Below are 22995 nucleotides of genomic sequence, written 5' to 3' on the forward strand. Positions count from 1 at the left end.
TGCTTCCGACGCCAACAATTGCAGGCAAGATCACGCTTTCAGCATCGCTTGGTCAGCTTGTGAAAGTTCTTTGCATCACAACCATGCGAAATGAGGGGCCGCACCTATTAGAGTGGATCGCCCATCATCGCGCGCTAGGTGTGGATGAATTTCTGATCTTTACCAATGATTGTGAAGATGGCACCGGCCAAATGTTGGATATTTTGGCGGGTGAAGGGTGGCTGCATCACATCCGCCATGACGTTCCGGCAAACAAATCCGTTCAATGGCAGGCTCTTAAGCAAGCCCGAACCCATCCTGCCTATCAAGTCGCCGACTGGGTGATGGTGATTGATTGTGATGAATTCGTAAATCTTGCGGAACCCCTTTCCGACCTGCGCGAGCTGGTTGAGGCAATGCCGGACAAGACAGATGCGATCATGCTGCCCTGGCGCCTTTTTGGTAACAACCGGCAACGTGTCATGGGTGGCGGTCTGACGTTAGAAGCATTCACACAGGCGGCTCCTTTGGCTTTGCGGGCCAACTGGCACTGTTTTTTCAAAACCCTCTACAGGCGTACCGCATTTGGGCGTCCTGGCGTGCACCGCCCCAAACCTCGCGCACAGGGTCGCATGGCCAATTGGGTGACTGCCTCGGGTGAGTCTGTTCCGGAAGCCGACGAAGGTGCGGAACACATGATCTTGAAAGTCGGCGAACCTCACGCGGGGTCACTTGTACAACTGAACCACTATTCTCTGCGGTCGGTGGAGGATTTCCTGGTTAAAATCAATCGCGGGCTACCCAATCGGCGCAGCAAAGAGATTGGACTTGGCTATTGGGTCGAGCGGAATTTCAATACGCTGGAGGAGCGTAGTATTCAACGGTTTTTGCCTGGCTTAAAAACCTGCCGTGCTGGATTTGCACGGGGCGATGAATTGCAGGATTTACATCGAATGGCCGTGCGGCATCACCGACAGGTTGCGCAAAACGCGATTCAGAAAGAAGATATGTTTCGCTTGGTGTGGCAGCTATCCCTTGCGGGGAATAGCGGAGAGTAAGCGCCTTCCAATTGAACTTTACTTGCAGATAATTAGGGATAAATCCTAACCAGATCTTAAGCCTACTAGTGTTTTGTCTCGGTCTTTTCGACGGTGAAAAAGAAGTCATCTGGCAAGTCGCCATTCACGACGTCATCTGGAACAGATTCTGGTCCGGCAAGGAATACATTCATGCCGAAGTAGCGGTGTAATCTAGATAAGCGGCGCATTCGGTCGCCACTTATCTCATTGAAGAATTCTCTGTTTTTGCTTGAGGTCAAAAGCTGATCAATCTTAGCGCGGTGCTTGCGCACGGAGTACGCATGCGCGGCGGCAATTTCGGGATCAGATTTCAGGCGTTCAAGCTCGGCTTTTAGGGCGGGCAGCATGCGGTGAATGCTGCGATCTTCTTCGGCGTTGTTGTTCATGCGAAACCAGTATGCCAGCCCTTGATCGCGATCTACGTGATTCACTCTTCCACGATCTCGCTTTACAAGAAAGCTCTCGGAGTTGCGGACGGCATAATGGTTTAGAGATACGAGGTCATACCCAAACGTCTTCTTCGAACTGCGCCAGGCATTTCTATATTCCCCCCGGGGCATCGGGCTGCCGGATCCATTAACCCAGTTTACTTCGTCAACCAATTGCGCATTTAAACCCTTAGGACGGTGCACCCCCATTTTTCTGAAAATACCGTTGTTGCGGTATAGGGTTTTAAATCCCCACGCCTGATGTGGACGCGGGCAGAATTCTGGGGCGCAATTTGTATAGGTTTCCGTCGTAAGTTCGTCATTGAAGTCGTCATGGTTACCATTCCCAAAAAGGCGCCATGTCATTGAAATCATGTTGGCATTGGGAGCCGCATTAAAAAGCCCCTTCAGCGTCCCATCCCCGGCCTTTATGGTAATGAACTCGTCCACATCAATGCAGACCAGCCAATCAGACGACTTGACCAAGTCTTCCTGCGATGCTGCAAAAAGTGCTGCGTGTTGTGGTTTCTGTCCTGACGTTCGATACGGGTTTTCGCGGTGCTGCAAATACCCCTTTTCTTGAAGCAGATCGAAAAAAGTGTCCGTGCCATCGTCACAGTCATTCGTGTAGACTAGAAAATCTGTAACTCCGATCACCCGATGATACGCGAGCCACTCTAACAAGAAGGGACCTTCGTTCTTCATCGTGGTGACGACCGTAACGGAGCCCTCTCGAATATTCGCCGGACGTTCAACCTTGGGCGGAAGAATGGGATCATAGCCCAGAGTACGGGTCGAAATGTTTTGCAAATCTCTATCAACGATCAGGCTGGATTTCGGAGCAATTTTCCCAACCTCGACATTCGGGTGTCGGATAGCCATGGCGCGATAAAACTGCAACGGGGTTGCTATTTCCGGGGTGGCGCGGGGAATGCCCCTTATACGCCATCGGGCTGACGGAGAAATGCGCGCTGGGATCAGACACCAGCGCGGGACAATACGCGGCTGGTCAAACTGGTGGCAAATGTGATCGCCGAACTGTGGCTGTTCGATGTTGCGCGGGCGCCAGGGAAAGCAGGGAATACCCTCAAGTCGTAAATAGTCCGCCTGCCGCTTTTTAACTTCGTCAAACAGAGTGCTGCCATCAAGTGGGGGGATGAAGTCACTCACATCAAGATTGGCGACTGCGGCCGCGTCCCCCAAATAGGCGTGGCGAGCGTATTCGCATAGATGTAGCGCAGCCAAGGGGCTTGTCTGGGGATCGGCGGCTGGACGTTCCATACGATCTTTGCCTGGCGCCGAAAAGCAGTTGAATGGATGCGTGGCCGAAGGGAGGTCGGGTGCCCCTAATGGGGTGTCGAAGTCCAAGCAAATCAACCGCTTCAGATCGGGCAGCGTTTGACTGAGGCGTATGACTTCATTGATATCCCCCGAGGCGTCATCTCGAAACAGCAGTAACGCACCCTGAAGCTGATGGTATTTCGTGTAGTATTCCAACCATTTCAGCACAGTTTCCGGAGGTTGGCCATTTACCTCGGCAAAAAGGACGTTCATCCCGGTGAACGCCGCTTTTTGCGATGGTCTTGGTTGTACCAGTCGTTTCTCGCCAGCAATCGATATCAGAATCGGTTGGATCTCCTGCGGTGCTGTCGTTGAAATGACTGGACAATTCCCAATTGTGAAACGTTGAAGCTCCGTTAGGTTCTCAGGAATAGATATCGATTCCGAATCTGTGTCTCGCGAAAAAAACAGCCAGTTCTCGTTTTCGGTGCACACCACATCAAGCAACGTTCCACGGGAATAACCATGGGTTCTCGTGTGGTGATGCTCTCTTGGTTTCCATGAGTCACCCGACATACGAACACGACCTCTAGCTAAAATACTGTAGCAACCCAATAGGCTACCTCGGGCCTCATGAATAGCATAATCAGAAGTGGGCTCAGTCTTGGACAGCTTCGTGGTTTTTCCAAGATGTAAATGAGGGTTGCTTGTTGCTGTTATGTTTCTTTCTGTAGTCCTACTGACGCGTGCCAGCTTTGCAAACCAAGCAGGTTATGATTACAAGATGCTACACGCTGGCACTTGTGAAATCATCTCGAAGCCTTAACGTGCCAACAGCCGACAAAAACATCTCTGTATGAGACGACGGAGCAATAGAGTATTATGACCAGTGACGACCGTTTCCTTATCATTTCGACGATGCGCGATGAGGGTCCCTATATTTTGGAATGGTTGGCCTATCATCGTTCCATAGGATTTACAGATTTCCTAATCTATACGAACGATTGCAGGGACGGAACTGACCTGCTTTTGGATCGTCTTGATGCCAATGGCATTGTCACCCATGTACGCAGCAAAGTGCTCAAGCGTGGACCGCATAAATCGGCTCTCAAATACGCGAAAGACCATCCGCTCTACTCCGGGGCCGATTGGGTTTTTATCACTGACGTCGATGAGTTTCTAAACATCAAAGTTAAAGATGGTCAGCTGAGCGACCTGCTGGATCTTTATCCGGAAGCCGATGCCATACCAGTTTGTTGGCGTATGTTCTCTAACGACGGACAAGAAAAGATTGTTAACGGCCTAACCACCGAAGCACTGCTTGACGCAGAGCTTCCGGATGCGCGGCCAGATGAAGTTGGCCATTTCGTTAAGACGCTTTTCAAGCCTAATCCAAACATCGAACGCTTTGGTATCCACGAGCCGAAATACAACGAAAGTTTCGCGGAAAACGCTGTCTACGGTGCGCCTTGGTGTGGTGATGGGCATGCCGACACCCCTGCGCGTCCCCAGACCAACTATGGCTATGACGTTGCGCAGATTAATCACTACGCAGTGCGAACAGTAGATTCCTTTTTGCTGAAACGCGATCGTGGGGATGGGAATGCCACCGAGAATAGGCTGGAGTTACACTATTGGAAACGCTGGTGTCGCGGCGGCATTCGCGAAACGTCGATCTCAAGAATGATGCCGGGACTCCAGAAAGAACTGTCTTTTCTGAAATCCGATCCCGTTGTGCGTCATCTTCACGAGGCCGCTAAAGAGTGCCATGTAGCTCAAGTTGAGCATCTGCTGAAACAGCCGGATTATCGAGAGCTGAAAGAACAGATCTTGGCAGTATCGCCTCTGGAAACCCCGGCTGACACCCCTTCTGTCAATAGTGCAGCACGGGAATTGACCCTGAAAGCGCCTAAGCGCCACCAGAACCGACTGCGCATGCTGGAAACTCTCCCAAAAGGCGGGAGGGGTGCAGAAATTGGCGTTTGGAACGGCGGCTTCTCTGAGCATATTCTGCACGTGACCCAGCCGACCGAGCTGGTTTTGATCGATCCTTGGGATTTGCTTGCCGACCAGAATCCTGATGATTGGACACATAAAAAACACAGCGAAGCGGAAGAAATGCGCGTGATGCGCAAGAATGTCGAAGCCCTTTATGGATCGTTGTCCAACGTGTCGGTCCGTCAGGGGTTCTCAGCCGAGGTACTTGCTTCATACCCAGACAACTACTTCGATTGGGTCTATATTGACGGTAATCACCTGTACGATTTCGTATGTAAGGATCTGGAACTGTCTTTCCGGAAAGTTCGCCCCGGAGGTACCATCGCGGGTGATGACTTCTTCTGGAAGCGCAATGATCGAATGCATGTGAAAGAGGCCGTTCTGGACACTATGCGTGCTCAGGGCATGACCAACCGCCCAACTCGACTTGGCCAGCAATATATGATTACGGTCCCAGAATAGACTGACGCTGAAGCAAGTTTACACCTTTCGCCGCCTTTGAGTGCAACGAAAGGTGTAGCTCTTGCGATCTTGGATTTGGTTTCCACTTGAACGCTGAAGAGCTGCGTTGAATTGCTCTATCTGCCGGTTGTCGCAAATTTTCGTCGTAGATACTCCAAGGCGCTAAGACGCACGCATAACTTGCCCCACGGTAACGATGTTAGCTTAGCTTGGCTTCCAGTATTGTGATGTGCTCTTTTCTGATTGCCTCAATATCAACGCCATCTGGTTTCTGGTATAGATTCAAGGTCGTTCCCCACATCTGGTCACAGTATACTGGACCGTCTCCTTGATAACGCGGGGATTCTTTATGCTTTGGAATGAAGTAGTGGGATGGGAAGATAACCAGGTTCTCTGGAGGCTGCGTCGAGATGGCGCGTTTTAGAAACTGATTTCCCACAGATTTCCAAGGGGTTTCCAACCGTTCGGGTGAACTTCGCCTCACCAATCGACGCAAAATTTGGTCCAAATATGGGTGACCCTTGGCCGAAGCCAGAAATGGTGAGACTAGTCCTGGCTTTTTCTCTTCGTTCTCATAGACAGTAAACAGAGACGGCGTGGTCCAAAGTTCATCAGTTGGGCGCAGGCAACGCGAATCCGCACCGGGGATCAAGCCGCCCTGCTCATAGAGAATTTGATAACGCATCAGGTCAGCAACGCCAGCGTACTGACCGCGACGATAGTATTCGTTGATCAAACTTTGAGCACGCCAGCGACGCGACAACAGATACTCGTTGTCATAGAGCGTGTATTCCCAATCGGTGTGGTGATCTTTCCAGCTTTGCATCCACTCAATTGGGGGCTGCAGGGGCCCGATCCAGATATGCCCCAATTTTTTGGGAATGCTGATCTCCATACGCGTCTCCAACAGTACTATTTAGTATATTACACTATGTGTGTTCTGATTTGTTGTCACGCCAACGTCAAGGAAATCCCAGCAGAATAGAAAACTTGCAGCGCGCAGCCCTCATCAGATTGGGCGTCTCTAATACTTGCTCCTGGCGGGAGTTGAGAGCTCAAGTGCGATACAATTCGACAGGGTGGTGCGATACACTTTGCGCGGCATGCCCTACACGATCAGCGAATCTATCAATCGCAACCTTGTGACAATCCTTTCTGGCTGCGTGCTAGATGATCTTGCCAAGACGCAATGGCACTCTGCACACCGATCAGCCTGTTCCAGGTCAATTAGGTGCGCGCGTTTCTACTTTTTTTTGAGTACGAGTCTGGAATACCCGGAGGTGGAGGCCTAAATCCACTTTGCTGACTGCTTTGACCAAATTGTCAATATCTTAAGGATCTTTGAAATGACGACCGATTCAGGCCCTGATCTCCGAGGGACGCTAGAGTTCCAATCTGACGCGGGCGCTGGGCGCTCAAAATGGCTCGCCATTTTTATGACGCTGATCCTTGTTGGTTGGATGGGCAGCGGCTTTATCATTCCCTCCGAGGGAGTTGAGCCAGAAACCGCAGATACCGAGATCAAGCCGGTTGCGGTTGAGACTATGATGTCAGAAGCTGACTCCGTGCAGTTGGTCTTGTCTGCCGAGGGACAATCCATCCCTGATCGCTCGACCAATATTCCCGCCAAAGCCTCGGGGCAGGTCATGTCCGTCAGTGTGGAGCGTGGCGAGCTGGTTGAACAAGGCCAAGAGATCGCCCGTATCGACAGCGAAACTGTCGAAGCCTTGTTAGCGCAAGCACAGGCGCAACTTGAACAAGCGTCGACCGAGCTTGCGCGTGTTGAGAAGCTTCTGAGCCAAGGCATCGCAACAGAACGCCAAGCTTTCCAGGCCCGCGCGGCCAAAGCGACTGCACAGGCGCAGATCACGGATATTCAGCACCAGCTGGATAATACAATCATTCGCGTCCCCTTTTCGGGTCGGTTGAACGAGATGACATTGGGCGAAGGTGAATTCGTCAACGATGGCGACGCCGTTGCTATTGTATTGGATAACGATCCTTTGTCGGTGGTTGTGCAAGTGCCTCAGCAAGCACTTGGGCGACTAAAGCAAGGCCAAGCGGCAGAGGTATCTTTTATCACCGGCGAAAAGCGGGTTGGTGTGGTGGACTTCATTGGTCGAAACGCTGACAGCCAAACGCGAACCTTCCGGGTTGAGATTTCGGTCGATAATCCGGAAAGCGAGATGCCTGCGGGTTTGAGTGCACGAATTTCGATCCCAACCGGACAGGCGCGTGGCCACTTTATCTCGCCGGCGATCCTGTCATTGGGGGTTAATGGCGATCTTGGCGTGAAAACCGTTAATGACGCCAATGAAGTGGTTTTCAATGCAGTGTCCATCGTGCGGGCCCAGCCTGACGGGGTTTGGGTGACCGGGCTAGAGGATAACGCGCGGATCATCACGGTCGGGCAGGGGTTCGTCGAAGCCGGCGACATCGTCGAGCCAATTGATCGCGAGACTGCCGAACTGGCGAGTGTGTCGCAATGAATGCGCTGATTGATGCGGCCTTTAGCCGAAGCAAAGTAGTTCAGCTTATCCTGGTCTTCCTTTTGGCGGTCGGCACGCTGGCCTATATCGCCATCCCGAAAGAGAGCAATCCGGAAATCCCCATTCCGATCATGTATGTCTCAACGGGTGTGGACGGGATTTCCCCCGAAGACGCCGAGGATGTTCTTGTCGGTCCAATGGAAACCGAATTCGCCTCACTTACCGGCCTCAAGACAATGACGGCGCATGCCAGCGAGGGTCACGCTTCTGTGCAGCTGGAGTTTGAGCCCGGCTTCGATGCGGATGCGGCACTGGACAAAGTTCGCGAGGCTGCCGATCGCGCCGAGAACGAGTTGCCACAGGACGCCAATCTTACGGTAACCGAGATCAACACGGCACTGTTCCCCATTCTGAACGTCATCCTGTCGGGCCCGGTTCCCGAGCGGACACTGAACGCGCTTGTTGACAATCTGAAGGATGACATCGAAGCCGTGGGCGGCGTGTTGGAAGTCGATGTGGGTGGCAAACGTACCGAGCTTTTGGAAGTTCTGATCGATCCCACCGTGTTCGAGACCTATAATATCACGTTTGATGAGCTGATTGGATCGATCACCCGTAACAACCAGCTGATTGCCGCCGGAGCGATTGAAAGCGAAGCGGGCAGGCTTGTGTTGAAAGTGCCTGGTTTGATTGAAAATCTGGCAGACGTTATGGAACTTCCCGTCCTTGTTCGGGGCCAGACGGTGGTTACCTTCGCCGATGTGGCCACGGTCCGTAAAACCTTTAAGGACCCCACGGGGTTTGCGCGGATTGATGGGCAACCGGCATTGGCACTTGAAGTCAAGAAACGCGTGGGCGCCAACATCATCGAGACCGTTAAACAGGTTCGCAGCGTCATTGATGCAGCCCAGAAGGATTGGCCGGATAGCGTTCAGGTCAGCTATACTCTGGATGAAAGCAAAGAGGTTCGGTCAATGCTGACAGACCTCGAAGCGAACGTGATTGCTGCCGTGATCCTTGTGATGATCGTGGTGGTGTACGCACTTGGTGTGCGGTCATCGCTGCTGGTGGGCTTGGCGATCCCCGGTGCATTTCTGACCGGTGTTGCGGGTCTTTACTTCATGGGGTTCACGATGAATATCGTGGTCCTGTTCTCGCTGATCCTTGTTGTCGGAATGCTGGTGGATGGTGCCATCGTGACGGTAGAGCTTGCGGACCGGAACCTTGCCGAAGGCAAACCTGCGAAAGAAGCCTATGCACTGGCGGCCAAACGTATGGCTTGGCCGATTATCGCGTCGACAGCCACCACGCTGTGTGTGTTCTTCCCGCTGCTGTTTTGGCAGGGCACCGTTGGCGAGTTCATGAAGTTCCTGCCCATCACGGTGATCATCACGCTGTCGGCGTCTTTGTTTATGGCGCTGGTGTTTATCCCGGTTGTTGGGGGGCTTATTGGTCGACGTCAAAGCCACTCGGCACGTGAAAAGCAGCAGCTTCATGCCGCTGAACGTGGTGACCCGCGGGATATGACCGGGTTCATGGGGGGCTATGTAAAGATCCTGCAATGGTCGCTGTTGCGCCCCTGGTTTACAGTGTTCTTGGCTGTATTTGCCCTGTTTGCGTCCTTCACGGCCTATGCCAGCCTTGGGAATGGCGTGACCTTTTTTCCCGAGGTCGAACCGGATTACGCACAGGTTGAGGTTCTCGCGAAAGACAATTTCTCGGTCTATGAGCAAGATGCACTTGTGCGTGAGGTCGAGCAGAAACTGCAGGAATACCCGGAAATCAGCAGTGTCTATGCACGTTCAGGCGGGTCCTTCACCAGCGACACGATTGGGTCCTTACAGCTGGAGCTGGCCGAGTGGGATACACGACGCCCGGTTGCGCTGATCGCCGAAGACATCCGCGCCGACATGGCATCCATTCCGGGCGTAAACGTACAGGTTCAGACGGATTCCGGTGGTCCGGGTGGTGGCAAACCGATCAATCTGAAAGTGCTCAGCAAGAACACCGCAGAGCAGGGCAAGGGCGTCCAAATGATCCTTGAGACGATGGACCGTCTGGGCGGATTCATTGATGTTGTGGAAACACGCCCATCGCCGGGCGTGGAATGGTCTATCAAAGTGGACCGCTCGGAAGCGGCACGCAGTGGGGCCGATGTGGCGTTGCTTGGTCAGGCGGTACAGTTGCTGACGCAGGGGATCACCGTTGCAGACTATCGCCCCGACGATTCCGACGGGGAAGTGGACATTGTCGTTCGCTTTCCAGCCGTTGACCGCACCTTGGCCGAGCTTGAGGCGCTGCGTGTTCCAACGGGTTCGGGGTTGGTGCCGATCTCGAACTTCGTCAGCTTCCAGCCAACACCCAGAAGTGGTGTGATCACCCGTATCGATCAGGCGCGAGTGGTCGAGATCACTGCAGACGTATCGCCCGGCTTGCTTGCGAACGATCAGGTTGTGGCGCTGCAAACCGCCATCGCCGAGCTTGATCTGCCGCCGACCGTCAGCGTTGATTTTGGTGGCGAGGCTGAGGAACAACAGGACGCGATGACGTTCTTGATTGGAGCCTTCCTGTCGGCGATCGGGCTTATGTTCCTGATCCTTCTGACGCAGTTCAACAGTTTCTGGCAGGCCTTTATCGTGATGTCAGCGATCGTCTTTTCGATTGCAGGCGTTTTGCTGGGCCTGATGATCACCGGCAGACCTTTTGGAGTTGTCATGGGTGGAATTGGCGTCATCGCGTTGGCTGGCATTGTTGTGAACAACAACATTGTTTTGATCGATACTTATAATAACCTGAAAGCATCCGGGATGTCGCCAATCGAAGCCGCAATTCGCACTGGTGCCCAACGCCTGCGCCCTGTTGTGCTTACCTCGGTTACAACGGCCTTGGGGCTAATGCCAATGGTGATCGGTCTAAACATCAATTTCTTCACACGAGAGATCGTCTATGGAGCGCCCTCCACGCAGTGGTGGACCGAGCTTTCAAGCGCAATCGCAGGTGGTTTGGTGTTCGCTACGGTCCTGACGCTTTTGGTCACGCCGGCGATGTTAATGCTAGGCGAACGTAAAAAGCTCCGCGGCCTCGCGGCAGAGCAGGTAGCGAAGATGACCTGAGCCTGTATTGCATCAGGGGTCTTTCCGCCGCCCTTAATAGGGTATTGAGAAACGTATCAGAGCCTCGGTAATCGGGGCTCTGGATGCAACAAAGTCGCGTTCGCCGAAACTGTGCGCCAAATCGAACTGGTTTAGAGCGCGTTCCATAGTTGGTGTGGGCAATGCTGCAAGACTTAAAGGGTTAGCTCAGCGCGATCGCACCTGAATGAGGTCGTGTTCCCCCTTTGAGCTTTGCCCCCTGATATCATACCGTTGAAAAACCCAGTCAGGCATCAAAACAAAGGACTTTCAGACCAAGGTGATTGAAAACTGCTGGGTCGTGGAGGCCTCGAGACTCTTTACGTCGTGCTCTTTCTGGGACTTATTCAGCGCGTTCTATCCTTCGGCGGGTTGGGAGCGGCTTATCCTTATCGACTGATGGAATCAGATGCTCCTAGCCTTCTGAGGTGGTGAGATGAAGTCACCTCTCGATCCACGCTTGCCCAATTACATTCCGGTTTTCCGCCTATCTGATAAGTGTAAACCTTTGTGCCTACAAAGAGATGAAAGGCTCTTTTCACAGAAGTATCATCTGCTTCATACGCCAGATAAAGACGGCCCCGTAACTCAACTGGATAGAGCAGAAATATCACTCTAAATCTTATCGTATTCGGGCAACGAATTGAAAGCAGACGGCTTTTTCTTGGCAGACATCCCGTATGATTACCAAGTTGACAAAGCTGGGGAAATTGAACGATACAGCCAAAACAAGTGCGGGCCGTTAGCTCAGCTGGATTAGAGCAGGGAACTTCTAATTCTCAGGTCGGGGGTTCGAGTCCTCCACGGCTCGCCAAGATCCTGGTCATTTCGCCACCGTTCTCGGGCCTGCTGATTGGGGTGGTGGTTGTTTTATTTCGCGGCCAATTTCCCGAACTTGGCACGGAGGTTTTGACCTGCTCGTCTCCGACCCCAGCCGCCTTGCGGCAGCCCCGATCAAACACACCTCCTGGAAATGCTCGCTTCCCTTCATGGATCATCGTTGGGTGAAACCCAACTGGCTTGCACACGCGCTGGCCGTTTCTTCACATTTCACCGGCTCCAAAGCGGCCTTGGCTATGGGGGCTGGGTGATGTTGTTTCCAACCAGACATTTCTGATCTCTTTTGCGTCGAAAATCAGCAGACGACAAGTCGCAGCTTGCCTCCGTGCCTGAATTCCAGTGGGGTAGATCAGAACGTCTGGTAAGAGCTAATAGCCGCGCCAGAAACTGATATCCGCGTTTATACGACCCACGAAACTGCCTTCTTCCAAACTAGGAATAGAGTTGTGAAATAGTATTAGTTGCGTGAATTAGTCGTTGTTACGGCTAACTGACGCTACCAGTAGTCACATTCGCATTTTCACGCTGAAATTCGAGCCCACGCCCGCAATCATGCCAGGAACCCCAACAACCTGTCCAAGGAATTCACGGGTTACTCTCAGTTCTGATTCAAAAAACCGAAACGAAAAGCTCTGGCGTCTAGGTGTGGTCAGCCTGGTCGGGATTAACTTGACAAAAACACTCAGACTTCTATGACGGCAGCGGGTTAGCCAAACAATGTCTTCGTAGCCAACCTGATGGATTAATTGGAGACTGCGAATGACCCGACTACTAAACATTCTGTGCGTACTTGTATTCCTTGCGCCACCAGCGGTGGCTGCGGATATTTCGCACGAACTTGGAACCACCACCGTGCCCGACGCCCCGAAGCGAATTGTTGTGCTTGAGTTCAGTTTTATTGACGCTTTGGCGTCAGTTGGCGTCGCACCGGTCGGCATTGCAGACGACAATAAACGAGACCGCATCATTCCCGCCTATACCGATGTTATTGGCAACGAATGGGTTTCTGTTGGCACACGCAAAACGCCCAGCCTTGAGGTTATTGCCTCTTTGCAGCCTGATCTGATTATTGCAGACAAGAAACGTCACGCCGCCGCGTATGAAACCCTGTCCGAGATTGCTCCTACCATTGTGTTGGACAGTTTGGCAGGTGACTATCACGCGTCGGTCGAACAGATGAGCGTGATTGGAAAGGCTATTGGCAAACCCAAGGAAATGGAAGCCCGAATCACCAAGCACAAAGCCACGATGGCTGATTATGTCACGCAGATTGCCCCGAAGATCCAAGGTATGTCTGCACAGTTTGGCGTGACAAATGCCAAGGGCCTGTGGCTGCATTCTCCGATCAGCTATAACGGGTCACTTCTGGCGATGTTCGGGTTCGACAGCACGATGAAACCCACCGAGGGCGGCGTGTACGAGGCGACCTATGTCCCGACCACGCTTGAACAACTGTCCGTCACCAATCCTGATATTCTGGTGTTCGGTGCCTATGCTGACCCGTCCTTCGTTGATGGTTGGGCTAAGGATGCGCTTTACAAGGATCTGAAAGCCGTCAAATCCGGTAATGTGTTCAATGTGACGGCGCATAACTGGTCCCGTTTGCGTGGCATGTTGGCGGCTGAACTGACCGCCGCGGATCTTGTCGAAATCATGAACCAGGTGAAGTGACTCTGACCGCGACACATATTGGCCCGACCGTGATACGCCGCGCCCTGCCTGTCACTGCGCTTTTGTTGGCGCTGGTGGCGGGTGGGGTGCTGTCGCTTTCGACCGGCGGGCGCACGGATGTCGGGCTGTGGCAGTTATTTTCACCGGACGGCCTTGCTGCTTCGGTCCTTGCCGATATCCGTGCGCCGCGTACTCTGGTCGCTGCCCTGCTGGGCATTAACCTTGGGATCGCCGGGCTGGTGCTTCAGGCTGTGACCCGCAATCCGCTTGCGTCGCCGTCAATCTTGGGCATCAATCAGGGTGCAGCGCTTGGATTGGCACTCAGCTTGATATTGCCCGGGTTGGCGGGGGCCGCGCAGGACGTGATGGCCGTCGCAGGCGCGATAGGCGCCGGCGCGATCACCTTTGCCATTGCGGGCGGCTTCTCCGGAAAGACTGACCCGATGCGGTTGATACTGGGGGGCATGGCCGTGGGGGCGTTTGCCTTCGCGACAGTTCGGTTCACCTATACTCTGGATGACGACATCGCGCGCACTGTTGTGCGCTGGACGGTCGGGGATATCACTGACATTCGCTGGCCTGCAGTCAATCGTCTGGCGTGGGTGGCTGTACCGGGCCTGTTGGCGGCATTCGCCTTGTCGCATCGCCTGAACCTGATGGCGATGGGGCAAGATCAGGCGCAAGGTCTGGGCGCGGATCCCCGGGTAACGCTATCTCTTGGCGCTTTAATCGCCGCAGTTATGGCAGGGGTCAGCGTGACGGTGGCTGGACCGATTGCCTTTACCGGTCTTGTCGTGCCACATCTTGCGCGCTTTTTGTTTGGCGAAGACAACCGTGTTCTGGTGCCCACCACCGCCCTGATCGGAGCGGCATTGATGATGGTCGCAGACGGGCTGTCCAAGATCCTGACCGCCCCCATTGAGGCCCCGATCGGCGTGATCGCAGCCTTAATCGGTGCGCCATGGTTTCTGTGGCAGACACTTCGCCGAGATGCATTCCAATGATGACCCGAACCCTCGTTTCCCTATTCGGGCTTTCCCTCGCAATTTCGATCACACTTTACTGGAGCTTGACGGCGGGTGCCGTCGACATCCCCCTGCAAACCGTCCTGAACACCCTTTTCGACCTCGACGGAGAACAGCAACAATTCATCGTCAACCGCTCGCGTCTGCCGCGTAGCTTGATTGCGATTGTGACCGGCGGGGCGCTGGCGCTGTCTGGTGTGATCATTCAAGCGCTTCTGCGCAACCCTCTGGCCAGCCCAAAGATCGTTGGCATCAATTCTGGTGCAGCTTTGGCGGTTTTGCTGGCAACACTGCTGCTGCCGTCACTGCCGCCCGTTTGGTTGCCGCTGATCGCCGGTGTCGGAGGCGTAATCGCGGCAGGCATAGTATACCTCTTGGCCGAGCTTAGATCCGTGTCAGCAGCCCGTCTGGCCTTGGTGGGCATCGCGGTTGGAATGACTGCTGACGCAGGTGTTGATTTCCTGCTGGTTACAGCTGACAGCTATGCGGTGTCCGCCCCGCTAGTGTGGTTGACTGGATCGCTTTGGGGGCGCGGCTGGTCACATTTGGCGACCGTATGGCCACAACTCGTCGTGTTGATGTTGGCCTGTCTGGCGATGGCCCATCGGCTTGACCTGATACGGCTGGGCGACACCCAAGCGATGGGGCTGGGCATGAACATCCGGGTTGAACGGTTCGCGCTGCTTGGGCTTGCGACATTTCTCGCGTCAATTTCGGTCAGTGCAGTCGGCGTGCTGGGCTTCGTCGGTCTTATGGCGCCGCATATTGCGCGCAAACTGGTCGGAGGGCGACACGTGGTGGTCCTGCCCGTCGCGATGTTGACCGGAGCGCTGTTGGTGTTGTTGGCCGATGCCGCGGGGCGGTCGCTTATGCCGCCGATTGAAGTCTCCGCCGGGATCCTGTCGGCCATGTTCGGCGCACCGTTCTTCATCTTCCTTCTTCTCACCACCCGCGCGGAGCGCACCCAATGAGCATCCAGCTAGACAGCATCACCGCAGGTTATGATCGGTTCCGCCTGCAAAACGTGACGGCCCAAATTCCCACCGGCAGCCTGACCGCTTTAATCGGCCCGAATGGCTGCGGTAAGTCCACCTTACTTAAGACAATTTCCCGGCAATTAGCGCCAGGAAAGGGGCGTGTCCATGTTGACAATGAAGATATCTCGACACTACGCACGCGGGCTGTGGCGCAACGGGTGTCCGTCCTTCCGCAACACCCCGTTGTGCCGCCGGGGATTACCGTCGAAAGACTGGTGGGATACGGGCGGGCGCCACATCAAAATCTGTTTGGTTACCAATCCCGCGATGATCAGCAGGCTGTCGAACTGGCTTTAGAGATGGTTTCACTCACCGCCATGAAAAGTGAGGCGGTCAGCAGCCTGTCAGGCGGCCAGCGTCAGCGTGCATTTTTGGCCATGTGCATTGCCCAAGATACGCCGTTCATCCTGCTGGATGAGCCCACAAGCTTTCTGGACATCCGATACCAGTTCGAGGTGCTAGAGCTTATGTCGACTCTGCAAAAAGCTGGAAAAACCGTGGTTGCCGTGTTGCACGACATCGCCCAGGCCGCACGCTTTGCCACCCATATTGTCGTGATGAAAGATGGCCGGATCGAGGCAAGCGGCCCCCCAGATCAAGTCGTAACCCCTGACTTGGTTAAACGTGTCTATGGGGTGCAGGCTCATGTTTACGCGGACCCTGTCAGTGGAACCAAGGTTGTTAGCCCGGAAGAGAAAGGAATGCAGGACCACCCTGCTCTGGCATCCATAAACTAGCCACAAACCAACGAAAACATCGCGAAATGACACTAGATAAGGACACCGAGTTCTAGGTGCTCTGTGTAGTTTCCACAGTCGGTTCTGAGTGTATGGTTACTGCAATGAGGTCCCACATGAGGCGCCGAATGATTCTTATGTAGGTCTGCGGGCATCCAATCTTGGTGACTTTCCGCGTAAGAATTCCGAATTCAGACCCGCGAATTTGAACCTCAATCGACCTAAGGCTCTGCTTTCAATGATTATCTTATAGAAACAGTCGGAATTGACTTTTCATACTCTTTTAGTCAGAAAAGCTTAGGAAAGGAAAGTAAGGGCCTATGATCATTTGTAGCTGCCAAGCGATCAGTGACAAAGACATTCATGCCGCCATCAACTGGATGCGCGCGGCGGATGAAACGGCCATAATTACTCCTGGAAAAATCTACCATGCACTGGGCAAGTCTCCGGAATGTGGTGGCTGTATGAAGCTTTTCGTTGCGTCAATGCGCGCAAACCCTAAACTGGAAGTGCCGGTGGAACTCCGCGGATTGAGACCACAACCAGCACACACGCCAGTAAAAGGGAGACAGCGCCATGAAGGGCGACGCGAAAGTTATTGAATATCTCAACAAGGCCCTGCGGGTCGAACTGACAGCTGTCAGCCAATTCTGGCTGCACTATCGGTTGCAGAACGATTGGGGCTTTACCAAGCTTGCCAAGAAGATGCGCGAAGAGAGCATCGAAGAAATGGAACACGCGGATAAACTGATTGACCGTATTTTGTTTCTGGAGGGCCATCCAAATCTGCAAACATTGGATCCACTGCGCATCGGTGAAGACGTACGTGAGACGCTAACTTGTGATCTGGAAGCAGAAGAAGAAGCCGTGAAGCTTTACAACGAGGCGCGCAAATACTGTTCAGATGTGGGCGACTATGCTTCGATGCACCTATTCGAACAACTTATTCTGGACGAACAAGGCCACATTGATTTCCTGGAGACTCAGATCAGTCTGCACGACACGATTGGCGCACAGAATTACGGCCAGTTGAACGCTGAAAGCGCTGACAACGCCGAATAGGGCATATCGACCAGTACAAAAACGAAAGGCGCCTTGCGGGGGCGCCTTTTCTTATGTGATTGAACTTCGGTTAGTCTGTCCAATTCATCGTCTTGAAACCTTCGCGAAATGCGAAACGTTCCAAGTGTTTATCGATGACCATATGCGCCTGATCTCGTTTTGTGGCTTCTGCCAAATCAATCTGAACAGTCAGCCCCGCGTCATCTGCTGACAGCTTCGCGGGGCCGAATTCAAAATGGCAGGTGCCTTCGGTGGATGAATACTCAACCTCAATCTTATGTCCGAAATGCTTGCAAAGCTGTTGCAGGTATTTCGACGCGTTTTCGGTGGCAAAAGTTCCGATAGTCTGAGGCATATCATCTAATTCCTATTAAATCTGTCGGTTAATTCTGGACTCTCTGATTTCGCTTTCGTAAGCAAGCGAAATCATACCGGCACAGCCAGCTCAAACAGCCATGCCCAAGCCAAAAGGATGCATGATATGCTGAAGAAACTCGCCGTGGCCGGGCTGTTGATCGCAGGGCCGGCCTTTGCAGACACCGTCAACGTTAACACCTATACCGGGGCCGCTGATGCGCCGGTGAACCCAAAAAATATCGCAGTATTTGACGTGGCCGCAATCGACACGCTGGACGCGCTTGGTGTGAAGCCTGCTGGCGCAGTTACCAATGTCTACGTGACCTATCTTGATGACGCGACAAAAGATGCCGCACCTATTGGCAACCTGTTCGAGCCGGATTTCGAAGCGGTCGCAGCTTTGGCGCCTGACTTGATCATTGCCGGTGGCCGATCCTCGAAAGTGGCTCCGGAATTGGCGAAGATTGCTCCGACCATCGACATGACGATCTGGGAAGACACAGTTGGTCAGGGGCTAGAGCGCCTGGGCGCCTTCGGAAAAATCTTTGGCAAAGAAGCCGAAGCAACCGCGTTGGCAGAAAGCTTCAACACCACGCTTGCAGAAACCAAAGAGGCCGCCACAGGTAAAGGCAAAGCGCTGATTGTGATGACGAACGGGCCAAAAGTCTCGGCCTATGGCGCTGCGGGCCGGTTTGGCTGGCTGCACAAAGCGACGGGTCTGCCCGAAGCGATCGCAGACGTCGAACAGGCCACCCATGGCGAAGCGATCAGCTTTGAGTTCATCGCCGATGCCAATCCCGACATTTTGATCGTGATCGACCGCCTGGCCGCCATCGGCAAAGAGGGCGACAGCGCGAAAGTCACGTTAGACAACGAATTGGTTCATGGCACCAACGCATGGAAAGATGGCAAAGTGATCTATCTTGATCCCGCGCCGCTTTACATTGCAGGCGGTGGCATTCAGTCGATGACATCGACACTTAACCAAATCAAAGCCGCTTTCGAGGGCTGATCCATGACACGCAAGGCCACTGGTGTTTTCGGGCTGGTGGCCTTGCTTTTGCTGATGGGCGTGTCCTTGTTTGTCGGCGTGATGAATGTGTCCCCCAAAGATCTATGGCATGATCCCGAGGCCATGCGCCTGATGGGCATCAGCCGCCTTCCACGCACCTTGGCGGCAGTGATTGCCGGAGCGAGTTTGGCGGTGACCGGCACAATCATGCAAATGCTGGTGCGCAACCGGTTTGTCGAACCCTCAACCGCGGGCACGGGGCAGGGGGCAGCGGCAGGCATTCTGATTGCGACGCTATTCTTCCCGGCCGTTCCGCTTTTTGCCAAGATGTCTCTTGCTGCAATTTGCGCCTTGATCAGCTCTTTCGGATTTCTTGCGATTGTGCGCCGCCTGCCACCCACTCAGCCACTGCTCGTCCCACTTGTCGGCATGATCTACGGGGGCATTCTGGGCGCGGGCGTTGTGTTCGTCGCCTATCAGGCGGACCTTTTGCAATACATCGACATCTGGATGAATGGCGAGTTCTCAGGGGTTCTGAAAGGCAGGTACGAGCTGATATGGGTTGCCGCTGCCGTTGCGGCGCTGTCCTATCTGGTGGCAGATCAATTTGCCATCGTGGGCATGGGGCGCGTTGCGAGTATCAGTCTGGGGCTAAACTACCGCCAAGTTATCACGATTGGTCTGGTTGCGATCTCGATTGTTACGGCGCTGACCGTGGTGACAGTAGGCATGATCCCGTTTGTCGGCCTTGTGGTGCCCAACATAACCTCGCGTTTGTTGGGGGATAACCTGCGCCGTACCCTTCCGATTACGGCACTTTTGGGGGCGGTGTTGGTGCTGGCTTCTGACATTCTTGGCCGGGTGTTGCGATATCCGTTCGAAATCCCTGTGGGCACTGTGTTTGGCGTGATTGGGGCTGTTGTTTTCCTGTGGCTGCTCTATGCGAGGCCGGGTCATGCACGCTAGGCGACTGATCGCGATGGGAGCCATTCTGGCACTCTTCGCCGTGCTGTACATGGTGCTGGGTGCTAAGGGCAATTGGAACTTCATTCTGCCCTTTCGCGCCACCAAGTTGGCTGCTCTGCTATTGGTCGCGGTGGCTGTGTCGACTGCCACAGTGCTGTTTCAGACGATCACGCAAAACCGCATTCTAACGCCCTCCATCATGGGGTTTGACGCGCTATACGTGCTAATCCTGACCGTTGCTGTGTTTGTCCTGGGCGGGCAGGGTCTGATCCGGCTTCCTCCGCTTGCGGTTTATGGCGTGAACACTGTGATGCTGGTCTTGGCATCGCTTTTATTGTTCGGAACATTGCTGGCTGGAGCGCGACAGGATTTAATGCGTATGGTGCTGACCGGCATCATTTTCGGCGCTTTATTTCGATCACTGACTGCATTTCTTCAGCGCATGATAGACCCGAACGAATATGCGGTGGTGCAGGTCAGCTCATACGCCCGGTTCACGCAGATCAACACAGATCTTTTGTTGATCTCAACGATACTGACGCTCCTTACGCTGGGATTTGTGTGGCGGATGCGTCACCGGTTGGATGTTCTGGCGCTTGGCCCAGACATGGCCACTGGGTTAGGAGAGCGCCCGCGACGTGGGCAGATCGAAGCTCTGATCTTGATTGCGGTGCTCGTGTCGGTGTCCACCGCCCTTGTTGGCCCCATCGCCTTTCTGGGGCTTCTGGTGGTCAGCCTTGCCCGTCTGATTACACCGACTGCGCAACATGCTGTGCTTCTGACATCGGCGGCTTTGATTTCGTGCATCGTATTGGTCGGCGGCCAGATGGTGTCGGAGCGCGTCCTGTTTCTTGCTGCCCCCCTGTCCGTCGTCATCGATTTCATTGGAGGCTTTGTCTTCCTTGCCCTGCTTTTGAAAGGAACACGCAGATGATCCGGATATCTGATCTTTCATACCATCACGGTCGCACACAGGTTCTGGATCAGGTGTCACTGACGATACCGAAGGGCGGGATTACCGCGTTGGTGGGCGCGAACGGGGCGGGCAAGTCGACCCTTCTGTCGTTGATCGCCAGACTGACGCCGCTGCAAACAGGATCCATCCATGTGGGTGATCTGGATGTGTCTCGTTGCCCGTCGGATATGCTGGCGCGGAACCTGTCCATCTTACCTCAGAACACCGAAGTTGCACCCCGACTGACCGTACGCGAACTGGTCAGCTTTGGCCGGTATCCTTACCACAAAGGCCAACCAACGTCAGAGGATCACACTAAGATTGACGCGGCCCTACAGGACTTTGACCTGACACCTCTTGCCGATCGCGTGTTGGACACCCTGTCAGGGGGGCAGAAACAACGCGCCTATGTGGCGATGACCTATGCGCAGGACACGGATTATATCTTGCTGGACGAGCCGCTGAACAATCTTGATATTGCCGCCAGCCGCAGCCTGATGCAGACCCTGCGCCATCTGTCGCAAGAAAAGGGGCGCACCATTGTCGTGGTCATGCATGACCTGAACTATGCCTGCGCCTATGCCGATCACCTTGTTGCACTTTCGAACGGGAAAATCCGCGCCGAAGGTCATCCGTCACAAGTTGTAACCAACGGCTTTCTGTCTTCAGTTTTTTCAACAGACGCACATGTGCATCACGTAGATCAAGTGCCTGTTATTTTGGTATAATCGAGTTGGATGCCAAGGTTGAAACAACGGCCCTTGGGCGGGCGCAGACCTATGCTGACGCCCGTGCCTAAACTAAAGCGCCTCACGTTTCGTGTGTTCAAGATCTGTAACAATATCATAGGCGTCCACAATTTCTGGCAGCGCTAGAATGCCCACGGGCCCATCTCTGGCGATTATGTCAACGTTCCGCAGCAACAGCAGACGTCCACAGGGCTTGTCGGTCAGATATAGGCCATGCAGTGCCGCATCACGACGGGTTTACGCACTTTAACCACTTTTGCAGTTTGCTCGAGTGTCTGCTTTTATCTACTCAAGAGCAAATGAGTCAGAGCGTTAGTATCTAATCTAAGGCGCGAAACCGCACTTGAAATTCAGACATTGTCGTGACGTACGGGCTGGGACCATAGATTGCTCTAGCAACGCCGAGATCAGCGGTGCTTTCGATTGATTTAGGATCACCGGGCATCATGACGTTGACCGGTAGGCTAATAGCATCAACGGTAACCGTCTGGTCTACCCGCTCTGCCGCCGTTTGAAGGAGAGTGATAATGTCCATTGTTGATAATGGACATCTTGAGGTGGTTTATGGCGGGCAGGTAAAAGCTGTCTATGAACTTACTCCAGACGGGGAGCCTGTTTTGATTACACTATTTCCGATTGGGGGAAGCAGATGACCCGCATAGACCTCAGAACCGAAGCGTGGCTGTCTGACATCGGACTGTATTGCGGGGGCAACACATATGACCCAGAAAAACTACGACAGGTCACTGCAGAAAAGTCCGAGTGGTCTGAACGCTTGAAGAGCAACTTTGAGTACGTCCTAAACGCGCGACAGCTAAGTGCTCAAGATTATGAAGAGAAGGTCGATATTGAGTTTGAAAGTGACGACCAGTTCTACGGTTACCTTAAGCGGTTGTACGCTTATCTTTTTGAGGGTGGCCCATTTCCGGAATGGAATTGAAGGCATTGGCTCATGACGAGAGCATGGCTCTAGCCTAAGCGAATGACGGCTATGCGGGCTGCGACTGCAGCAATTCGATGTCGAGGGGAACGGCAGCAAAGGGCCGTTTGCGCCAGAAGCGAAGAAATCTTGGCTCGAAATGCGCATGCATATCAACTATGGCTGTAACGGTTTTGTATACGTATTTGATTTAAAACACTTTTTTGTTTTGGTGCTTGAGTTTCACAGTGCCATGGATTATTAGTTCAAATAGGCACCAATAAAATTGAAGTGAGGCTTCGCCTCTAACCGCGCTTTAAAATCATGTAGTGAGAGTTCTGCTCTCTGACCTCGCCCTAGTATTTGTCGAAATCGGGTGCCTGACATTAGTTCATTTTATGGGCAGGCATCTATGCGTGACAAAAACCAAATCCAACATACCTCGGTTTACCTACCGAAAAATCTACATACATCGCTTCTCTCAGCCAGGGACTAAGCATGTCTGAGCTGATTCAGCGCGCCATCATTGGAACTTGGAGCCTGGAAACTGTAACTCAAGAGCATCAACAACACCGCAGTGAGGTTGCTGAGGGCAGCACGTCCATATGAAGCGGGACATTTTAACCATCTCATGGGGTGCTGCATTGCGCCGCGCCGATGCTGCGCGGTATTGTGGTCATTCCGCCGGGCACTTCGACAAGCTTGTGAAGAATGGCATTTATCCACCGGGACGCGACGCAGATGGTGTCGCTGTCTGGCTGCGTTGGGAACTTGACAGCGCCCTCGCCGAGCTTCCGACGGTTTCGGGCTCAGACTGG

Annotated in this window: 19 protein-coding genes and 1 tRNA gene; 16 read left to right on the forward strand and 4 right to left on the reverse strand. The window is 53.6% G+C overall.

From position 1 onward, the window contains the following. Nucleotides 1-59: 59 nt before the first annotated feature. Complete coding sequence (locus FIL88_RS11415; protein ID WP_142854000.1) at nt 60-1037, forward strand: glycosyltransferase family 2 protein; 978 nt, start codon at nt 60-62, stop codon at nt 1035-1037. Between the two features lie 65 nt (nt 1038-1102). Here the strand turns inward: FIL88_RS11415 and FIL88_RS11420 are convergent, their stop codons facing one another. Continuing rightward, entirely contained in the window at nt 1103-3343 is a 2241-nt protein-coding gene (locus FIL88_RS11420; RefSeq protein WP_142854001.1) for a glycosyltransferase family 2 protein, read from the reverse strand. Nucleotides 3344-3649: 306 nt separating this feature from the next. On the opposite strand from FIL88_RS11420, the gene FIL88_RS11425 reads away from it, so the two are divergent. Further along, complete coding sequence (locus FIL88_RS11425) at nt 3650-5227, forward strand: glycosyltransferase family 2 protein (protein WP_142854002.1); 1578 nt, start codon at nt 3650-3652, stop codon at nt 5225-5227. Nucleotides 5228-5426: 199 nt separating this feature from the next. Here FIL88_RS11425 and FIL88_RS11430 read toward each other — a convergent pair whose 3' ends face one another. Next, nucleotides 5427-6122: a glycosyltransferase family 32 protein gene (locus tag FIL88_RS11430; protein WP_142854003.1), complete on the reverse strand. Its 696-nt coding sequence runs from the start codon at nt 6120-6122 to the stop codon at nt 5427-5429. A gap of 451 nt (nt 6123-6573) precedes the next feature. On the opposite strand from FIL88_RS11430, the gene FIL88_RS11435 reads away from it, so the two are divergent. From FIL88_RS11435 to bfr, 8 genes are all read left to right on the forward strand, one after another. After that, on the forward strand, nt 6574-7716 hold the full coding sequence (locus FIL88_RS11435; RefSeq protein ID WP_142854004.1) for an efflux RND transporter periplasmic adaptor subunit: 1143 nt from the start codon (nt 6574-6576) through the stop codon (nt 7714-7716). Then, entirely contained in the window at nt 7713-10829 is a 3117-nt protein-coding gene (locus FIL88_RS11440) for an efflux RND transporter permease subunit (protein ID WP_142854005.1), read from the forward strand. The genes FIL88_RS11435 and FIL88_RS11440 overlap by 4 nt, the downstream gene beginning before the upstream one ends. 754 nt (nt 10830-11583) lie before the next feature. Beyond that, nucleotides 11584-11661: transfer RNA gene (locus FIL88_RS11445), tRNA-Arg, on the forward strand. Nucleotides 11662-12446: 785 nt separating this feature from the next. Beyond that, a complete protein-coding gene (locus FIL88_RS11450; RefSeq protein ID WP_142854006.1) occupies nt 12447-13358 on the forward strand; it encodes an ABC transporter substrate-binding protein in 912 nt (303 codons plus the stop codon). After that, a complete protein-coding gene (locus FIL88_RS11455; protein WP_246066694.1) occupies nt 13355-14362 on the forward strand; it encodes a FecCD family ABC transporter permease in 1008 nt (335 codons plus the stop codon). Before FIL88_RS11450 ends, FIL88_RS11455 begins: the two co-directional genes overlap by 4 nt. Next, nucleotides 14359-15354, forward strand: coding sequence for a FecCD family ABC transporter permease (locus FIL88_RS11460; RefSeq protein WP_246066695.1), 996 nt, complete (start codon nt 14359-14361; stop codon nt 15352-15354). The genes FIL88_RS11455 and FIL88_RS11460 overlap by 4 nt, the downstream gene beginning before the upstream one ends. Continuing rightward, nucleotides 15351-16157: an ABC transporter ATP-binding protein gene (locus tag FIL88_RS11465; RefSeq protein WP_142854008.1), complete on the forward strand. Its 807-nt coding sequence runs from the start codon at nt 15351-15353 to the stop codon at nt 16155-16157. Before FIL88_RS11460 ends, FIL88_RS11465 begins: the two co-directional genes overlap by 4 nt. 576 nt (nt 16158-16733) lie before the next feature. Then, a complete protein-coding gene (gene bfr / locus FIL88_RS11475) occupies nt 16734-17219 on the forward strand; it encodes a bacterioferritin (RefSeq protein ID WP_142854010.1) in 486 nt (161 codons plus the stop codon). Between the two features lie 70 nt (nt 17220-17289). Here the strand turns inward: bfr and FIL88_RS11480 are convergent, their stop codons facing one another. Continuing rightward, a complete protein-coding gene (locus tag FIL88_RS11480; RefSeq protein WP_142854011.1) occupies nt 17290-17574 on the reverse strand; it encodes a DUF2218 domain-containing protein in 285 nt (94 codons plus the stop codon). Nucleotides 17575-17700: 126 nt separating this feature from the next. On the opposite strand from FIL88_RS11480, the gene FIL88_RS11485 reads away from it, so the two are divergent. From FIL88_RS11485 to FIL88_RS11500, 4 genes are read left to right on the forward strand one after another with little or no spacing between them, the layout of a single operon-like run. Next, a complete protein-coding gene (locus FIL88_RS11485) occupies nt 17701-18588 on the forward strand; it encodes a siderophore ABC transporter substrate-binding protein (protein ID WP_142854012.1) in 888 nt (295 codons plus the stop codon). A gap of 3 nt (nt 18589-18591) precedes the next feature. Then, nucleotides 18592-19554 carry an ABC transporter permease gene (locus FIL88_RS11490; protein ID WP_142854013.1) on the forward strand — a complete coding sequence of 321 codons (963 nt, stop codon included), beginning with the start codon at nt 18592-18594 and terminating at the stop codon, nt 19552-19554. Then, nucleotides 19544-20488, forward strand: a complete 945-nt coding sequence (locus FIL88_RS11495; RefSeq protein ID WP_142854014.1) for an iron chelate uptake ABC transporter family permease subunit — start codon at nt 19544-19546, stop codon at nt 20486-20488. Before FIL88_RS11490 ends, FIL88_RS11495 begins: the two co-directional genes overlap by 11 nt. Further along, nucleotides 20485-21237, forward strand: coding sequence for an iron ABC transporter ATP-binding protein (locus FIL88_RS11500; RefSeq protein WP_142854015.1), 753 nt, complete (start codon nt 20485-20487; stop codon nt 21235-21237). The genes FIL88_RS11495 and FIL88_RS11500 overlap by 4 nt, the downstream gene beginning before the upstream one ends. Nucleotides 21238-21577: 340 nt before the next feature. Here FIL88_RS11500 and FIL88_RS16715 read toward each other — a convergent pair whose 3' ends face one another. Beyond that, nucleotides 21578-21793 carry a beta/alpha barrel domain-containing protein gene (locus FIL88_RS16715; RefSeq protein WP_185960924.1) on the reverse strand — a complete coding sequence of 72 codons (216 nt, stop codon included), beginning with the start codon at nt 21791-21793 and terminating at the stop codon, nt 21578-21580. Here FIL88_RS16715 and FIL88_RS17045 point away from each other — a divergent pair. Further along, the gene (locus FIL88_RS17045) at nt 21786-21911 is read left to right on the forward strand and encodes a hypothetical protein (protein ID WP_281281306.1); all 126 of its coding nucleotides are present in this window, start codon (nt 21786-21788) and stop codon (nt 21909-21911) included. The genes FIL88_RS16715 and FIL88_RS17045 overlap by 8 nt on opposite strands. Next, nucleotides 21908-22198: a hypothetical protein gene (locus FIL88_RS11505; protein WP_142854016.1), complete on the forward strand. Its 291-nt coding sequence runs from the start codon at nt 21908-21910 to the stop codon at nt 22196-22198. The genes FIL88_RS17045 and FIL88_RS11505 overlap by 4 nt, the downstream gene beginning before the upstream one ends. Nucleotides 22199-22995 lie beyond the last annotated feature (797 nt).

Origin of the sequence: Aliiroseovarius halocynthiae (genome assembly GCF_007004645.1) — a bacterium.
Taxonomy (GTDB): Bacteria; Pseudomonadota; Alphaproteobacteria; order Rhodobacterales; family Rhodobacteraceae; genus Aliiroseovarius; species Aliiroseovarius halocynthiae.

Excerpts from the sequence above, each read along its gene's own strand:
- FIL88_RS11495 (WP_142854014.1), top strand. The coding sequence starts at position 19,544 with ATGCACGCTAGGCGACTGATCGCGATGGGAGCCATTCTGGCACTCTTC.
- FIL88_RS11425 (WP_142854002.1), top strand. The coding sequence starts at position 3,650 with ATGACCAGTGACGACCGTTTCCTTATCATTTCGACGATGCGCGATGAG.
- FIL88_RS11480 (WP_142854011.1), bottom strand. The coding sequence starts at position 17,574 with ATGCCTCAGACTATCGGAACTTTTGCCACCGAAAACGCGTCGAAATAC.
- FIL88_RS11490 (WP_142854013.1), top strand. The coding sequence starts at position 18,592 with ATGACACGCAAGGCCACTGGTGTTTTCGGGCTGGTGGCCTTGCTTTTG.
- FIL88_RS11465 (WP_142854008.1), top strand. The coding sequence starts at position 15,351 with ATGAGCATCCAGCTAGACAGCATCACCGCAGGTTATGATCGGTTCCGC.
- bfr (WP_142854010.1), top strand. The coding sequence starts at position 16,734 with ATGAAGGGCGACGCGAAAGTTATTGAATATCTCAACAAGGCCCTGCGG.
- FIL88_RS16715 (WP_185960924.1), bottom strand. The coding sequence starts at position 21,793 with ATGGACATTATCACTCTCCTTCAAACGGCGGCAGAGCGGGTAGACCAG.
- FIL88_RS11450 (WP_142854006.1), top strand. The coding sequence starts at position 12,447 with ATGACCCGACTACTAAACATTCTGTGCGTACTTGTATTCCTTGCGCCA.
- FIL88_RS11460 (WP_246066695.1), top strand. The coding sequence starts at position 14,359 with ATGATGACCCGAACCCTCGTTTCCCTATTCGGGCTTTCCCTCGCAATT.
- FIL88_RS11500 (WP_142854015.1), top strand. The coding sequence starts at position 20,485 with ATGATCCGGATATCTGATCTTTCATACCATCACGGTCGCACACAGGTT.
- FIL88_RS17045 (WP_281281306.1), top strand. The coding sequence starts at position 21,786 with ATGTCCATTGTTGATAATGGACATCTTGAGGTGGTTTATGGCGGGCAG.
- FIL88_RS11430 (WP_142854003.1), bottom strand. The coding sequence starts at position 6,122 with ATGGAGATCAGCATTCCCAAAAAATTGGGGCATATCTGGATCGGGCCC.
- FIL88_RS11505 (WP_142854016.1), top strand. The coding sequence starts at position 21,908 with ATGACCCGCATAGACCTCAGAACCGAAGCGTGGCTGTCTGACATCGGA.
- FIL88_RS11420 (WP_142854001.1), bottom strand. The coding sequence starts at position 3,343 with ATGTCGGGTGACTCATGGAAACCAAGAGAGCATCACCACACGAGAACC.
- FIL88_RS11435 (WP_142854004.1), top strand. The coding sequence starts at position 6,574 with ATGACGACCGATTCAGGCCCTGATCTCCGAGGGACGCTAGAGTTCCAA.
- FIL88_RS11440 (WP_142854005.1), top strand. The coding sequence starts at position 7,713 with ATGAATGCGCTGATTGATGCGGCCTTTAGCCGAAGCAAAGTAGTTCAG.
- FIL88_RS11485 (WP_142854012.1), top strand. The coding sequence starts at position 17,701 with ATGCTGAAGAAACTCGCCGTGGCCGGGCTGTTGATCGCAGGGCCGGCC.